The sequence below is a fragment of the Variovorax sp. YR634 genome (genome assembly GCF_900106655.1).
Classification (GTDB): domain Bacteria; phylum Pseudomonadota; class Gammaproteobacteria; order Burkholderiales; family Burkholderiaceae_C; genus Variovorax.
The window spans coordinates 45,369-61,591 of record NZ_FNOL01000028.1; the positions used below are offsets into that span (position 1 = coordinate 45,369).

The window sequence follows — 16,223 nt, forward strand, 5'->3', positions numbered from 1 at the left end:
CGGTCTTCATTCGGCCGCCTGCAGGGCCTGCTCGGGCGCAGCGCGTGTGGCGCTCCTGCGTGACACGAGGCCACGCCCCCACTGCAAGAGGTCGTCTACGTAAGTGAAGATCACCGGCACGACCAGCAAGCTCAGCGCGGTGGACGTCAGCAGACCTCCAATCACGACGATCGCCATCGGCTGGCGAAAACTGGGCTCCGCACCGAGCCCCAGTGCGTTGGGCAGCATGCCGGCGCCCATTGCGATGGTCGTCATCACGATCGGGCGAGCGCGCTTGTGGCAGGCATCGATCAGCGCGTCGAACCGGCCCATGCCTCGGTCGCGGCGCGCCACGATGGCGTACTCGACGAGCAGGATCGAATTCTTCGTGACGATGCCCATCAGCATCAGAACGCCGATGACCACCGACATCGAAAATGCCTGGTGCGTGAGCCACAGCGCGAACATGGCGCCGCCCATTGCCAGCGGCAAGGCACTGAGGATGGTGCCGGGTTGCAGGAAGTCATGGAACAGCAGCACCAGCACCGCATAGATGCAAAAGATCCCGATTGCCATCGCAACGCCGAAGCTCTGGAACAGTTCGGACATGCGCTGCAATTCGCCTTGTTCCACCTGGTGCACGCCAGCCGGCAAAGACTTCAGCGCGGGCAACGCCATGGCTTCGCGCTGCACCTCGCCGATCGTGCGTCCGTTCAACTCGACACTGAGCGTCACGTTGCGCGAGCGGTCCAATCGGTCGATCTGCGACGGGCCGCTGCCCATCACGATCTCGGCCACCGAGCCCAGGTCCACGTTGCCGCCGCTGCCCTTGACTCGCAGCTGCGCGATGGCATCGAGGTTGCCGCGCACCGACGGATCCATGAGCACGCGGATCGCGATCTGGCGCTCCGGCAGGTTGAGTTTGGGCAGCGAGTTGGAATAGTCGCCGTAGGTGGCCAGGCGCACTGCGTCGGCCAGCGCTTCCGACGTGACACCCAGCGCAGCGGCACGAGCGGTGTCGGGGCGCACCTGGATCTCCGGGCGCTGCAACGAAGCGCTGGAGGTCACGTTGCCAATGCCCTTGAGCGTGCGCAGCTGCGACTCTGCCTGCGCCGCCGCGCTGGCAAGGATCTGCGGATCGTCACTCGCCAGCGTGATGTCCAGCGACTCTCCGTTGGCGCCGGCCCCGACTGTGATACGGGCGCCGGGAAGCGCTCGCAGCATCTCGCGCATCTTGGCCTCGACACCCGATTGCTTGAGTTTTCGCTCGCCACGCGGCACCAGATCGACGGTGAGCGTGGCGCTGGTCACGTCGGTCGAAGAGCTGACGCTCATGCCACCACCGCTCGTGGCCGTGCCGACCGAGACAAATACGCCTTTCACCTCGGGCAGTGTGCGCAGCATCTGAGACGCACGTTGGCTGGTCGCCGCGGTGTCCTGCAAGGTGCTGCCCGGCGCGAGCTTGATCGTCAGGGTGCTCTGCGCCTTGTCCTGCGCCGGGATGAAGGCGGTCGGAATGAAGGGGATGATGAGCAGTGCCAGGCCAAAGAAGGCCGTGGCCGCCAGCACCGTGGCCTTGCGCCGCGACAGGCTCGCCCGGACCCAGCCGAGATAGCGGGTCATGGTCGCACCGTCGGTCGATATCTCGTGATGTCCCGGCGTCTTCGGCTTGAGCAGATAGGCCGCCATCATCGGCGTCAAAAGCCGCGCCACCAGCAGCGAGGCCAGAACCGCCACCGAGGCGGTCACGCCGAACTGCCGGAAGAACTTTCCGGGAATGCCGCCCATGAAGGCCGTGGGCAGGAAGACCGCGACAAGTGCGAAGGTGGTGGCGATCACGGCCAGTCCGATCTCGTCGGCCGCCTCCATCGCCGCTTGATATGGCGTCTTTCCCATCAGCAGGTGGCGTTCGATGTTCTCGATCTCGACAATCGCGTCATCCACCAGGATGCCGACCACCAGCGACAGCGACAGCAGCGTGATGACGTTGAGCGAATAGCCCGCCAGCGCCATGAAGCCGAAGGCCGGAATGATGGACAGCGGCAGCGCGGTGGCCGAGATGAGCGTGGCGCGCCAGTCGCGCAGGAACCACCACACCACCAGGATCGCCAGGAATGCACCTTCGTACAGCAGGTGCATCGAGCCTGTGTAGTTGTCCTCGATCGGCGTCACCGTGTTCGAGGCCTCGGTGATGCTCGCCTCGGGATGTGCCTTGGAGAAGCGCTCGATCGCGCTGCGCGTGGCCTCGGCCACGCCCACGTCCGAATAGCCGCGCGAACGCGTGACCTGGAAGCCGATCACCGGCCGGCCATCACGAAAGGCCATGGTCGTACGGTCGGCATGGATGTCGCTGACCCGCGCGATCTGGTCCAGCCGCACGTAGAGTCCATTCGAGATCGGCACGGTGATCGCGGCAATCTCCTCGGCCGTGCCAGCGGTGACGATGGTGCGCGTGGACTGCTTCTGCCCGCCCACGGCCCCCTCACCGCCCGAGCTTTCTTTCTGCACCGCCTTGAGCTGCGTGGAAACGTCGGACGGTGTCACGCCCAGGCCCGCCATCAGCGTGGGATCGAGGTCCACGTGAACCTCCCGATCAATGCCGCCAACACGCTCGACCTTGGCGACGCCCTTGACGGCCAGCAGCGCCTTGGTCACCGTGTTGTCGACGAGCCAGGACAGATCCTGGTCGTCGAGCTTGGTCGATTCGACGGTGTAGGTCAGCAACGCCGAGCTCGCCGAAGTCTGCTTCGAGACCGTGGGCGAAGCCATGCTGGCAGGCAGATCGGCGCGCGCGCTGTCCACCGCGTTGCGGACCTCGCTCAGCGCTTCTTCGCTGTTCTTGTCGATCTCGAAGCTGACGCTGATGCTCACCGTGCCATCGGTAATCTTGGTGGTGATGTGGTCCAGCCGCGTCAGGGAAGCCAGCTTGTCCTCGATCTTGCGCGCCACCTCGGTCTCCAGCTGCGATGGCGCGGTGCCTTCGAGCGTGGCCGAGACCTGGATGGTCGGCAAATCCGTGTCGGGAAAATCCTGGATCTGCAGGCTCCTGAAGCCGATCAGACCCAAGGCCGTGAGGAGGATGAACAGCAGAACAGAGGGAACCGGATTGCGGATCGACCAGGAGGAAAAGTTCACTGCGAGCCCCCTGTCTGCGCCTTGGCTGCGCCGGCCACCGTGACCTGTACGCCCTCCGACAGGAAAGCGCCTCCGCCGGCAACGACGCGCGCATCGCCGGAGAGCCCGGACAGCACCTCGATGCGGTCGCCCTGGCGACGTCCGGTGGCGACCGGATGGCTGCTCACCTTGTCACCGCTGCCGACCACGTACACATACGAGCGGCCGTCGCGCATCACGATCGCCGACTGCGGCAGCGTGAGCGCGGATTTGGCGTCGAGTTCCAGCGTGCCGTTGGCGAACATGCCGGCGCGCGACGCGTTGGCCGCGGGCAGGCTCGCGTAGACGGTGCCACGGCCGGTGGTGGTGCTCAGCGTCGGGCTCACCAGCCGGACCTTGCCTTCCACCTGCTCGCCGCTGGGCAATGTGACGCGTGCGATCTGACCCACACGCACGAGAGCGACCTGCCGGGCATCGAGCTCCGGGCGCCATTCGACCTTGGCCTGCCGCACCAGGCGGAACAGCTCCGCGCCCGCACTGACCACATTGCCCAGCACTGCCGACTTCGAGGACACGATGCCGTCGTCGGCAGCGACGATGCGCGTCTGGATGAGCTTGAGCTTGCTGCTGTCGAGCTCGGCTTGCGCGGAAGCGAGCGAGGCGCGCGAGGTGGCTTCGGTGATCCGGTACTCCTCGATCTTCTGCGCCGACAGCGCGCCGCTGCTTTCGGCGATCTTCGCGCGCCGCGTGTTGGAGACCGCCTGGTCGAGCGAGGCGCGGGCCTGTGCGACAGCGGCTTCCTGCTTGCGCACCTCGGCTTTCACGGTCGCGTCCGCCAGCCGCGCAAGAAGCTGGCCGCGCTTGACGCTCGCGCCCACATCCACCAGCAGTTCAGCGATGCGCAGGCCACCGGTCTCGGGGCTGACGATGACCTCCTGCCAGGCCGTTACCGGTCCACTCGCCTGCAGTGTCTGCGGCCAATTCTGCGTCTGGGGCGCAACCACCTCGACTGTCAGCACGCTGGGAGCCCGGGCGTCGGCATCGGGCACGCGGGCGTCCCCGGCCGGGCGGGCCAGCCAGGCGACAAGCCCCAGCCCGAGCGCCACGGCGAGTGCCGCGGTCCCGATAAAGAACTTTCGATTCACGGTAAACCTCATTGATTGTTTGTCTGCTGCGCCGCCACCGCCTGCGGCGGCAATGCGGGCGAATCGGGCTGCCAGCCGCCGCCCAATGCCTTGTAGAGAGCGATCCAGTACTGGACGCGGTTGCGCTGCAGCGCGATCTCATCGATCTGGGCGGACAGCGCCGAGCGCCGCGCCTCTTCCAACGTGAGCAGGCTTGCGCCGCCGGCACGCCAGTTCACTTCCGTCGCTTCGAAGTAGCGGCGATATTCCTGCGCCGCCTGCCCGGCCTGGTCCGCGCGTCGGGCGGTACTGTCAAGGCGGACCAGCGCCTGCTCGATCTCCTTCACGGCGTCGCGCACACTTTGCCGGTAGTCGGCCAACGCCGACCTGTAGCTCGCTTGCGCGCTGTCCACTGCCGCGCGGCGCTTGCCGGCGTCGAAGATCGGAATCGACAGCGACGGGCCCAGGGACCAAGTGGTGACCGACGAAGCGAGGTTGGAGGCCGAGACCGTGATCGATCCGGTCAGCGAAAGGCTCGGGTACAGATCCGCCACCGCGGCGCCGATCTCGGCGCTCGAAGCCGCGAGTTCCCGCTCGCTCGCGGCCAGGTCGGGGCGTTGGCGCAGGGCCTGAGCGGGCACGCTCGGAACTGCCAGCGCGGCTGGCTGCGGCACCTGTGCGCCAGCGTGCGCCATCAGGGCTCGCAGCGCGGCCTCATCGAAGCCGGTGAGATTGACGAGCGACTTCACCAGCAGTTCGCATTCGGCACGCTGCGACAACAGCGTGGACGTGGTGCTCGCCAGGCTGGCTCGCGCGAGCGCCCCATCGGAAGGCGCAGTGAACCCGGCACGCACCGCAACGGCGGTGGCCTTTTCGGTCTCGGTCATCGAGGCCAGTTCACGCTCATAGGCCTGGGCCAGCAGGCCGCAGGCGCGGTATTGCACATAGGTGTCGGCCACCTCGGCCGCCAGCGAGACCCGTGCGTCGTGCCAATCGTCCACGCGCGCATCGATGCGCGCCTGCGCCGCCTGCGCATTGCGGCGCACCTTGCCGAACAGATCCAGTTCCCAGGAGGCATCGAGGTCGGCGCTGCGGCTGGTGGCAAGCACCGGCGCGCTGCCTTCGGTCGTCTGCTGCCTTGCGCGCGATAGCGAACCGCTGCCGCTCAGGCTGGGCAAGCCGTCCGCTCGCGTCGTGGTCAGCGTTGCGCGCGCCTTCTCGATCTTCGTCCAGGCTTTGTCCAGACTCGGACTGTCGGCTTCCGCCTGCACGATCAGCCGGCCAAGGACCGGATCGTCGAACTGGCGCCACCAGTCGACCATCGCACCGACACTGCCATCGTGCGGCACCACCGCCTGCCAAGTTGCGGCCACCGATGGCGTCGGCGGGTGATATTCCGGACCGGCCGCACAGCCGGCCAGCATGACGCCAAGAGCGAGCAGCGCCATCGCGTGCACCCGCCTTCCGGGGGAGAGAATTTGAGAAGCATGCATAGGGTTCTTCGTTCGAACCCATCGTAGGGAGAGCCTCTGTTGGATGCGGTTCGGGAGAGTTAAGCTGGGTAAAAGATGGCCGTGGTTCGCCATCGACGCAGCATCTGATGCCAAACTGTCGGCTCTCGCCCAGAACCAAGCCATGCACCGAGTCCTGCTGATCGACGACGACGTCGAACTCACCACCATGCTGTCCCAGTACCTGGGGTACGAGGGCTTCGATGTCCGCGCCGTGCACGATGGCGGCACCGGTGCTGGCGAGGCAGCCACCAACCTCTATTCCATCGTGGTGCTGGACATCATGATGCCGCGCCTGTCCGGCATCGAGGTGCTTCGGCGCATCCGGGAGCGCAGCGCAGTGCCCGTCCTCATGCTGACTGCCCGCGGAGACAATGTCGACAAGATCGTCGGGCTGAACATGGGCGCCGACGACTACGTGTCAAAGCCATGCACGCCGGCCGAGCTGGTTGCACGCATACGCGCAATTCTGCGACGCACGGAAGCAAGGGCTGCAGCCGAGCCATCGTCCGCGCCGCGCGTACTCAAGGCGGGAGAACTTGTGTTGTGGCCCGGCAGCCGCCGGGCGACGTGGCACGGCGAGCCACTCGAACTCACGGGTACGGAATTCAGCCTGCTGGAGGTGCTTGCAAGCCATGTGGGCAAGCTCGTCAGCAAGCAGGACATTTCGCTGCAAGCCTTCGACCGTTCGCTCGTACGTTTTGACCGTCGTATCGATGTGCACATCAGTGCCATCAGGCAGAAGCTGGGGACCCGCTCGGACGGCCAATCCTGGATTCAGAGCGTGCGCGGCTTGGGCTACCAGTTGCTGGAGGGCTGATGCCACTCAGGCCAACAGTCGGAAGGCTGTTCTGGAAGCTCTTGCTTGCCTTGTCGCTGAGCATGATCTTGTCGATGGTCGGCACCGCCGCCTACCTGATGCTCACCAACCACCCATTCCCTCCGCCGCAGCCGGACGGCATGCCGTCCCTTGGCTACACGCCGATCGTCCCGCTGCTTTCCGGGCTCATTGCCATACTGGTGATCGGCCTCGCACTCTCCTGGTACCTGTCTCGCCCGCTGCGCCATTTGCGTTGGGCGCTTCACCGTGTTGCTCAGGGCCATCTCGATACCCGCATATCGCCGCTGATGGGGCGCCGGCGCGACGAGATCGCCGATCTGGCGCGGGACGTCGACCGGATGGCCGAACAGTTGCAACTGGTCGTGGAATCGCGACGTGTTCTGCTGCACGACATCTCTCATGAACTGCGTTCCCCACTGACTCGAATTCAAGCCGCCATCGGTCTGTCACGACAAGATCCCGAGCTGACCGAGGCCATGCTTCTTCGCATCAAGAACGAAAGCGAGCGACTGGATGGCCTGATCGAGGAGTTGCTCACGCTGCATCGCCTGGAGGCTGGTGCGTCCGTCGCACCACTTGAGCGGGTGGATCTGATCGAGCTGCTGGACGACATCACGGAGGACGCCGACTTCGAAGCCCGCGCCACGGGTCGCCGCGTGAGCACCGATGCTCACGGAAGTTTTGTCGTTGAAGTGCATGGCGAGTTGATCTATCGCGCTTTCGAGAACGTCATCCGCAACGCCGTCAAGTACAGCCCGCCGTGCGGCATCGTGGAAGTCAATGTGCAGGTCGATTCGCAGACAGGCGCTCTCGTCATCGCAGTGGCTGATCGAGGCCCGGGCGTGTCGCCCTCGTTGTTGGAAAAGATTTTTGAGCCCTTCTTCCGTGCCGAAGAAGGCGAGCAGGTGCACGGCGTGGGCCTCGGCCTGGCCATTGCTCGTCGCGCGATGCAGATGCACAACGGAAGCGTCACGGCATCGCCGCGCGAAGGCGGAGGCCTTTTGGTGAAGCTGATCCTGCCTTCTCCCCAAGGAGCGTCCGCCCCCTTCGAGTGAGGCAGGTGTCACGCGACTCTGCGGTGCCCGCATGGCCATGAAGCTTCGCCGGGTGGATGGCACCTTTACATAACTTGCGTCGGCCAAACGGCGGCACGCGGCCCCGGCAGTCAGGTCAGGTTGCCCTGGCCGTCAGCCACTTGTCGGAAGTCAGGGGGACGCCAACGATGCGGATTTCACCAATGCTTCCCAAGAAGCCGGTCGACATGTTCCCGGCCCACTGACCGCAGCCGATGGCAATTTGCTGGGTGGGGCTCACGTATTGAATGCCCTGCATGTTTGTGTTGTTCCGCAGGACGGGCGCTCCTTCCACGTACATGGTGGTCGCATACGACGCGGAGGGGTCGTTCACGATGGCAATGTGCAGCCACTGGCCGGCCGACACGCCTCCGGACCAGCAGGTCAGATTGGTCGCCTGGTTCACCGGGACAATTTCCCACTGGAATTCCATCAGGTTTGAAAAGGCGAACATCAGTGCGCAATCGCCCTCGCCCGATCCGAAACCAGGCAGCTGCGATCGCGCGCCCAGGCGGTACAGGATGCCCATCCATCCATTCGTCGTCGCATCGAAACCTGGATCGATATTGACGAATGCCTCGATGGTGTAGCCCGAGGGGAAGGTTTCCACGTTCAGCGCCGAATTCTGGTCGGTGGTGAAGTAGGAAGACTTGGTCTTCGTGGCATTCAGGAAACGCAGGCTTCCGGGCGCGGCCGACAGCGGATGATGGCTTGTCGACCAGACCAGATCACCGGGCGAGCCCATCCACGTGTTCACCGAAATCGGGTTCTTTCCTTCAGCCGAACTGTCCTGGATTTGCTGCCCGGGCTGATAGGGAAAAAGATCCCCGTCGGCTGCCGACGCATTGAAGAAACGCCAGTGCGCCAGCGTGCTGCCGACCTTCGGGTAATCCTCGGTGCTCGTCGGAAGCCTTGCGGCCTTCTGTGGAGGCTGGCTGTAGTTTGTCAGGATGATTTTCCTGGCCGCGTCTGTCAGGCCGCTGTCCGATGAACCGTCCGGAACGGTGAAGTTCGGATTGAAGGAAGCAAACCTCCGGACAAAATCCAGGTCCAGCGTGAAGGACTGGTTCGAGTCGGACAGCCAGGCGGCGTCGAACTCGTTGAGCGTGGCGGCCGGCTTCAAGGGAACCCACGGAGAGAACGAACTGGCGAAGATCTTCTTGTTGGTGAGATCGAACTCGAACATCCGCATGAGACCGTTGCCGCCCATGTAGGCCATCTGGTAGTCCACCACCATCAGGTACACATCGTTGCCGCGGGAATTCTTCTTCGTGCTCGTGCAGGAGCCGTGGTAATGGCCGCTGACCGCCATGAAGATCTGGTCGTTGTCCTTGATGAGCTTGTCCCACATGTAGTTCGAATAGGCGGTATCGGCTGCGGTCTTCCCGTCGCTGCCGATTCCGACCAACTGGTGATTCACCAGGATGACGGGGAGCGTCTTGTTCGCCTGGATGACCTGGTTGGCCCAGCCGATCGCATCGTCAGATGCTCGCCACGACATCGACAGCACAAGGAATTTGTTTCCTTCGGCTTCGAAGACGTGATATTCGTGGAACCCGGAAACGTGCCTTCCGCCGAATGTCGCCTGCCTCTTCGCGCGCTCCGCGGGGAACACCTGCAAGTAGGGCTCGAACAGGCCCACCCGATGACTGCCGCCGTCCTGGTAGCCGTCGTTGTTGGCGAAGCCGGTGACTCCGACGCCCCAGTCCGGGCCCCATTGCATATCAGAGTCGATGGCCCCTACGTCATGATTTCCCGCGCAGATTGAGTAAGGGCATTGGGCCGCCTCGAGCACCTGCATTGCCTGGCTTGCAAGCTCCCATTCCTTCGTGACCTGGCCATTGCCGATCTGGCCATTGCCAACGAGATCGGTCGAGGCGCTCCAGGGGGTCGATTTTTCCGATGTGTAGTACCAGGACTGGTCAACGATATCGCCAAGATGGATGGTGAATGGCATTTTCAGCAGCTTGGCGTTTTGCGCGATCCATTGCGTTTGGGTTTTGAATGGATTGTCGTATTTCGGATCTATTCCCGAATACAGTTTTTGATAGAGCTCACCCATCTTTTCCGATGCATACCTGGGATAGAACTGGGTATCAGGAAGCACGGAAATGGTGAAGCTGGATATCTTTTGAGCGGCGGCGCCAGAACTGGCTGGGGGCGACGAATTGCCCGGCGACGCGCCTGCCGATGTCCCGCTCCCTCCTGTTGCCGGAAAGGCCGTGGCGCCCGCGCCATTGCCGCCGCCGCCGCACCCGGGCAGCGCGATTGCCATGCCGGTGACCGAGCCGGCCAACATGAGCTTCAGCAGTTCCCGGCGCCTGTTTTCCGGAACGGAAGCCAATTGATCGAGGCCGGCTTTTTCTTCAGGAGAGTAATTTTCAGTCATGGCATAAAAGTCAGGGACGCATCGAAGCTCTTCCGCGGAATTGCGAACGACTTCGAAAAGCGGAACTTTATTTGCCAAATATGATGTTTTCGTGAATTAATTACCGCGCAAAATGTACGAATTCACAAGTCATTGACTCAATATTCCGGGAAATCGACCCAGGCAATTAACCCGCCAATTGGCGGCAGGAATTAATCCTGACCCAGGCCTGACTCGCTTACCGAACATTCATGGTCGAGGCATCACTCAAACAGGTGCAGCTCCCGCAGGGTGCGGGGACCGGTCGCAATACTCGATCAGGAGTTCGGTGAGGACCCGTATCTTCCGTGCGGGATGCTGACCTGGCGGTCGGATGACATATGCACCTGCCGGGGGTGGTGGGTGACGTGTCATGACCGGCACGAGTGCCCCGGAGGCCACATGTTCATGGGTGAGCCAATCGGGCAGGTAAGCGATCCCGAGTCCTGCTGTAGCAGCGGCGACCAAAGCAGTGCCGTTGTCGGCCTTGAAGCGCCCCTGCGGACGAACCGTGATGATCTTGTCGCCATCCGTGAGCTGCCAGGCCTCGGTTCCCTGCATGAGGGCCTGATGGGCGACGAGTTCCTCCGGCGTCTCGGGCGACCCATGCGCCTTGACATAGTCCGGACTCGCGACGAGCTTCCCGTGGACCGGGCCGATGCGTCTTGCAATCAGGTTGGAGTCCTGAAGATAGCCAACCCGTATCGCACAGTCGTAACCCTCCGCGATGAGATCAACGAAGCGATCGCTGTAGCAGGTCTGGATGTGAAGCCTAGGGTGGCGTCGTGCCATTTCCGCGAGGATGGGCGCGAAGTGAGTCGGGCCCAGGGAAAACGGCACAGCAACACGCAAGCGGCCGCGAAGGTCACCGGCGGGCAGGATCGCTTCCCTGGCCACGTCGATCTCGGCGCAGACCCTGGCTGCATAGTCCCGGAACGTGGCCCCGGCTTCAGTGAGAGCAGCCCCGCGGGTGGATCGCGCAAGCAGCTGGACACCAAGTTCTTCTTCAAGCCGGACGAGACGACGACTGACGATCGACTTGGACACCCCAAGCCGCAGCGCAGCAGACGAAACGCCCCCGGCATCGGCAACTTCCACGAATGTCTGCAGTTCTTCGATATCCAATTTGGCGTTCCCCGTTTCGCGACACAGCTCGCCGCGAAATGCTACTACCGCATCAAAAGGGGGAACAACAAAATCCTGCTTCGGGCAACGTCGCCGCCGGCGAATGTTTCCCGAAAACCAATCCCGCTCACAACGGCAACAAAGGATCCATCAATGACTTTTCGCAACGGCCTGGCTTCGCTTCTTCGTCCCGAGGACTCGGTACTCGTCCTTATCGACCACCAGCCCTACCAGCTCGCCAATCTGAACAGCCACGACCCGCAGGCCGTGGTGAACAACACGACCGCCCTGGCGAAGTCCGCCAAGGCCTTCGGCGTCCCTACCATCCTGACGAGCGTGATCGCGGCGCGAGGCGGTCTGCTCTTCCCGCACATCACTGACGTGTTCCCCGGCCAGGAGGTGATCGACCGGACCTTCATCAATACCTGGGAGGATCGGAAGGTCGTCGATGCGGTCAAGGCGACGGGCCGCAAGCAACTGATCATCGCCGGCCTGTGGACGGAGATCTGCGTCGCCATGCCGGCGATCCAGGCGCTGGGCGAGGGCTGGGATGTGACGGTGGTCACGGATGCGTCGGGCGGCACTTCGGTCGAGGCCCATGAGGTCGCGATCCAGCGCATGATCCGCGCGGGCGCGAACATGATGACCTGGTTGGCGGTGGCCTCGGAGTGGCAACGCGACTGGGCGCGCACCGAGCACGCCGCAGAGCTGACGGAAGTTCTCAAGCAGCACGCCGGCGGCAGCGGCATAGCCTATCTGTGGGAGCAGCAGCTGCTCAACACGCCGGTGCCGAGCACCGCGGGCTGATCTGGGCGGGGATGAAGAGGATTCCTGAGCGACGCGTCGCGAGAAGGCGGATTGCTTTTCGCAGCCTCGTCATCCCTCTTTCCATGCGCGGCATCTACGGAAGATTCTCCCGAAAGATCACCTGGCTGCGCGTGGTCTCCACGCCGCTCAGCGCCTCGCGCTTGTCGCGCAGGTTGGTGAAGATGCGCACGCAGCTCATCAGCGTGGTGTGCGGACTTTGCGTGATCACCGCGTCCATGCTGCCGTCGATCAGCAGTGAGCGCGTATCGGGCGTGAGCCCATGGCCGATGAAGACCACCTTCTGCTCGCGCCCTGCCTCCTTCAGCGCGCGCGCCACGCCGTCCGACGCGCCACCGATGTTGTAGATGCCGCCCATGTCCGGGTACTGCTCCAGCAGCGCACGCGTCTGCCGGTAGTTCTTGCCCGCGTCGTCCTGCCCTTCGCGCAGCCCCACCACTTCGAGCCGCGGGAACATCTCGTCGATGACGTGCAGGAAGCCGGCCTCGCGCTCTTCGTGCGCCTTGTAGCTCAGGCTGCCCGCAATGAGCGCGACCTTGGCGGCGCGTGCGCCGATGAATCGGCCGATGAGGTAGCCCGCCGTGCGGCCCGCGGCCCGGTTGTCGAGCCCCACGAACGCGGCGCGCTCGGAGTTCGACAGATCCGAGATCAGCGTCACCACCGGCAGCCCGCGTGCAGCGAGCGCGGCCACGGCCTCGCGCACCGCCGGATGCTCCAGCGCCATCATCGCAATGCCGTCGCAGCGCTGGCCGTGCCGGCGCAACGCGTCGGCCAGCTCGTGTGGATTGAAGCTCTCGATGAACACCGTACGGCACTGCACGTTGAACGGCGCCCAGTGCTCCTGCGAGTAGCCCACCATATCGCCCAGCATGCGAATGAAGCGGTTGGTGCCGGCCGGCAGCAGGAACACCAGCCGCAGCGGCGGCGGCGTGAGCGCCGCATACAGCTCGGGGCCGGGCAGGTAGTCGAGCTCGCCCGCGGCCTTGAGCACGCGCTGCACCGTGGCGTCGCGCACGCCGGGGCGGCGGTTGAGCACACGGTCGACCGTGGCGGTCGAGACCTGCGCCGCGCGGGCGATGTCGACCACGCGGGCACGCCGCACGTCGCGTGGCGAATCCGTGGACTCGGAAATGAGTGAAGGGTTTTCCCGCATACATCAAAAACCATCAGACAGAAGTTTGACCCGAATCATGCATCCTTCTATCTTCACTGGGACTTGAAGCCCATGGTGCATCAGATTGCATCAATCGCATAACGGAGACAGACATGACCTCGCTGACCCGCAGGAGTGCCCTGCGCACCCTTTCCGCCCTCCCCGCCGCCGGCATCGTCGCGGCCCTGCCGCGCATCGCACGCGCCGCCGAGTTCTCGTACAAGTACGGCAACAACCTGCCGCTGACGCACCCGCTGAACATCCGCGCACAGGAGGCGGCCGACCGCATCGCGAAAGAAACCAAGGGCCGCGTCGAGATCAAGATCTTCCCCAACAACCAGCTCGGCGGCGACACCGACATGCTTGCGCAGGTGCGCTCGGGCGGCATCGAGTTCTTCACGCCCTCGGCACTCGTCATCGCCACGCTGGTGCCGGTGGCTGCCATCAATGCAGTGGGCTTCGCGTTCAGCGACTACAGCCAGGTGTGGGCCGCCATGGACGGCAAGCTCGGCGCACACGTGCGCGGCGCCATTGCCAAGTCACGCCTCTATGCCTTCGAGAAGATGTGGGACAACGGCTTTCGCCAGACCACCAGCAGCAAAGCCGCGGTGGCAAACGCCAAGGACATGGACGGCCTGAAGATCCGCGTGCCCGTGAGCCCGCTGTCGATCTCGATGTTCAAGGGCCTGGGCGCCGCACCCGCAAGCCTGCAGTTCAGCGAGGTGTATTCGGCGCTGCAGACGAAGATCGTCGACGCGCAGGAAAACCCGTTGCCCATCATCCAGGTGGCCAAGCTGTTCGAGGTGCAGAAGTTCTGCTCGCTCACCAACCACATCTGGGACGGCTACTGGTTCGTTGCCAACGGCCGCGCCTGGGACGCCCTGCCCGACGACCTGAAGACCATCGTGGCGCGCGCGATCAACGACGCCGGCATGCAGCAGCGCGACGACATCAGGAAGCTCAACGAGTCGGTGGTCGGCGACCTGCAGGCCAAGGGCCTCACCATCAACCGGCCGGCTGCCGACAGCTTCCGCGCGAAGCTGCGCGAGTCGGGTTTCTACGGCGAATGGAAGGGCCGCTTCGGCCCGGAGGCCTGGGCGCTGCTCGAAGGCGCGGTCGGCAAGCTGGCCTGACGCTCCATGGTGCATGAATCGACTTTCGAGGCGGCCGCCTTTGCTGGCGTCGGCGCTTCGGCCAACCCGCTGAGCGGCATGGCGTCGCGCTGCGACCGCGTGCTCGGCGCAGCGGTCGAGGCCGTGGCCGCGCTGCTGGTGCTGGCCGAGATCTGCGTGCTGTTCGCTGGCGTGGTGTCGCGCTACGTGTTCCATGCGCCACTGGTGTGGTCGGACGAGCTCGCATCCATCCTCTTCCTGTGGCTGTCGATGCTCGGCGCCGTGGTGGCGCTGCGGCGCGGCGAGCACATGCGCATGACTGCGCTGGTGCAGAAAGTGCAGCCGCAGACGCGCGCCATGCTCGATGCCTTCGCCATCGCCGCGTCGGTCACGTTCCTGGTGCTGATCATCTGGCCCTCGATCGACTACGCGCACGAAGAGTCGTTCATCGTCACGCCCGCACTCGAGATCAGCAACGCATGGCGCGCTGCGGCCATTCCGGCGGGCATCGGCATCATGCTGGTGATGGCGATGCTGCGCCTGTTGCGCGTGTGCACCGGCCGGCAGATTGCGGTCGCACTCGTCGGCATGGCCGCGCTGGTGGGCGCCTTCTGGCTTGCCGCACCGGTGTTCGCGACGCTCGGCAAATTCAACCTGGTGATCTTCTTCGTGATCATCGTGGCGGCCACGGTGCTCTCGGGCGTGCCCATTGCCTTCTCGTTCGCGCTGGCGACCTTCGGCTACCTGGCGCTCACCACGCGCACGCCGCTGCTGGTGATGGTCGGGCGGCTCGACGAAGGCATGTCGCACCTCATCCTGCTGGCAGTGCCGCTGTTCATCTTCCTGGGCGCGCTCATCGAGATGACCGGAATGGCGCGCGCCATGATCCAGTTCCTGGCCAGCCTGCTGGGCCACGTGCGTGGCGGCCTCTCCTACGTACTGATCGGCGCCATGTATCTGGTGTCGGGCATCTCGGGTTCGAAGATTGCCGACATGGCGGCCATCGCGCCCGTTCTCTTCCCCGAGATGACCAAGCGTGGCGCCAAGCCCGGCGACCTGGTGGCGCTGCTGGCGGCCACCGGCGCGCAGACCGAGACCATTCCGCCGTCGATCGTGCTGATCACCATCGGCTCGGTCACCGGCATCTCGATTGCGGCGCTGTTCACGGGCGGCCTGCTGCCGGCCGTGGTGCTGGGCGCCGCGCTGTGCGTGGTGGTCTGGTGGCGCTATCGCCGCGAAGACCTGAGCGCCGTGCAGCGCTACAGCAAACGAGAAATCGGCAAGCTGCTGCTGGTCGCACTGCCCGCCGTGCTGTTGCCCTTCGTCATCCGCGCCGCCGTGGTCGAGGGTGTGGCCACGGCCACCGAAGTGTCGACCATCGGCATCGTCTACTCGGCCATCGTCGGCCTGGTTGTGTACCGCCAGTTCGACTGGAAGCGACTCAAGCCGATGCTGATCGACACCGCCTCGCTGTCGGGCGCCATCATCTTCATCGTCGGCTGCGCCACGGCCATGGCCTGGGGGCTCACGCAGTCGGGCTTCTCCCAGGACCTGGCGCGGCTCATGGGCACGCTGCCCGGCGGGGCCTACGGTTTCCTGGCCGTGTCGATCGTCGCCTTCATCGTGCTGGGCAGCGTGCTCGAGGGTATTCCGGCCATCGTGCTGTTCGGGCCACTGCTGTTCCCCATCGCCAAGGCCGCGGGGGTGCACGAGGTGCACTACGCGATGGTCGTGATCTTCTCCATGGGCATCGGCCTGTTCGCGCCGCCCTTCGGCGTCGGCTACTACGGCGCCTGCGCCGTGAGCAAGGTAAATCCCGACGAAGGCATCAGGCACATCTGGGGCTACATCGGCGCGATGCTGGTCGGCTTGGTGATCGTGGCCGCGTTTCCGTGGTTCTCGACCGGCTTCCTCAAATTCTGATCACAACAACACACTCACATCACCGGAGCCAACCGC

The 16,223-nt window shown here is 64.5% G+C and carries 11 protein-coding genes; 5 read left to right on the forward strand and 6 right to left on the reverse strand.

Going from position 1 to position 16,223, the window contains the following annotated elements:
• Positions 1-6: 6 nt before the first annotated feature.
• The 3 genes from BLV60_RS30300 to BLV60_RS30310 are packed head-to-tail and all read right to left on the reverse strand — an operon-like array spanning position 7 to position 5,665.
• Positions 7-3,114: an efflux RND transporter permease subunit gene (locus BLV60_RS30300; RefSeq protein WP_093059011.1), complete on the reverse strand. Its 3,108-nt coding sequence runs from the start codon at positions 3,112-3,114 to the stop codon at positions 7-9.
• Positions 3,111-4,238 carry an efflux RND transporter periplasmic adaptor subunit gene (locus tag BLV60_RS30305; protein ID WP_256329641.1) on the reverse strand — a complete coding sequence of 376 codons (1,128 nt, stop codon included), beginning with the start codon at positions 4,236-4,238 and terminating at the stop codon, positions 3,111-3,113. Before BLV60_RS30305 ends, BLV60_RS30300 begins: the two co-directional genes overlap by 4 nt.
• A gap of 8 nt (positions 4,239-4,246) precedes the next feature.
• Positions 4,247-5,665, reverse strand: a complete 1,419-nt coding sequence (locus BLV60_RS30310; protein WP_256329642.1) for an efflux transporter outer membrane subunit — start codon at positions 5,663-5,665, stop codon at positions 4,247-4,249.
• A 187-nt stretch (positions 5,666-5,852) separates the two neighbouring features.
• Here BLV60_RS30310 and BLV60_RS30315 point away from each other — a divergent pair, with 187 nt between their 5' ends.
• A complete protein-coding gene (locus tag BLV60_RS30315; RefSeq protein WP_093059014.1) occupies positions 5,853-6,548 on the forward strand; it encodes a response regulator transcription factor in 696 nt (231 codons plus the stop codon).
• The gene (locus BLV60_RS30320) at positions 6,548-7,624 is read left to right on the forward strand and encodes a HAMP domain-containing sensor histidine kinase (RefSeq protein ID WP_093059015.1); all 1,077 of its coding nucleotides are present in this window, start codon (positions 6,548-6,550) and stop codon (positions 7,622-7,624) included. The genes BLV60_RS30315 and BLV60_RS30320 overlap by 1 nt, the downstream gene beginning before the upstream one ends.
• A gap of 115 nt (positions 7,625-7,739) precedes the next feature.
• On the opposite strand, the gene BLV60_RS30325 is transcribed toward BLV60_RS30320, so the two are convergent.
• Both BLV60_RS30325 and BLV60_RS30330 read right to left on the reverse strand, forming a co-directional pair.
• Positions 7,740-10,031: a LamG-like jellyroll fold domain-containing protein gene (locus tag BLV60_RS30325; RefSeq protein WP_256329643.1), complete on the reverse strand. Its 2,292-nt coding sequence runs from the start codon at positions 10,029-10,031 to the stop codon at positions 7,740-7,742.
• A gap of 246 nt (positions 10,032-10,277) precedes the next feature.
• Positions 10,278-11,174, reverse strand: coding sequence for a LysR family transcriptional regulator (locus tag BLV60_RS30330; RefSeq protein WP_093059016.1), 897 nt, complete (start codon positions 11,172-11,174; stop codon positions 10,278-10,280).
• Positions 11,175-11,327: 153 nt separating this feature from the next.
• On the opposite strand from BLV60_RS30330, the gene BLV60_RS30335 reads away from it, so the two are divergent.
• On the forward strand, positions 11,328-11,981 hold the full coding sequence (locus BLV60_RS30335; RefSeq protein WP_093059017.1) for a hydrolase: 654 nt from the start codon (positions 11,328-11,330) through the stop codon (positions 11,979-11,981).
• Between the two features lie 94 nt (positions 11,982-12,075).
• Here the strand turns inward: BLV60_RS30335 and BLV60_RS30340 are convergent, their stop codons facing one another.
• Positions 12,076-13,152: a LacI family DNA-binding transcriptional regulator gene (locus BLV60_RS30340; RefSeq protein ID WP_093059018.1), complete on the reverse strand. Its 1,077-nt coding sequence runs from the start codon at positions 13,150-13,152 to the stop codon at positions 12,076-12,078.
• 113 nt (positions 13,153-13,265) lie between these two features.
• Between BLV60_RS30340 and BLV60_RS30345 the strand changes: the two genes are divergently transcribed.
• Both BLV60_RS30345 and BLV60_RS30350 read left to right on the forward strand, forming a co-directional pair.
• On the forward strand, positions 13,266-14,285 hold the full coding sequence (locus tag BLV60_RS30345) for a TRAP transporter substrate-binding protein (protein WP_093059019.1): 1,020 nt from the start codon (positions 13,266-13,268) through the stop codon (positions 14,283-14,285).
• A gap of 6 nt (positions 14,286-14,291) precedes the next feature.
• Positions 14,292-16,187, forward strand: coding sequence for a TRAP transporter large permease (locus BLV60_RS30350; protein ID WP_093059020.1), 1,896 nt, complete (start codon positions 14,292-14,294; stop codon positions 16,185-16,187).
• Positions 16,188-16,223: the final 36 nt, after the last annotated feature.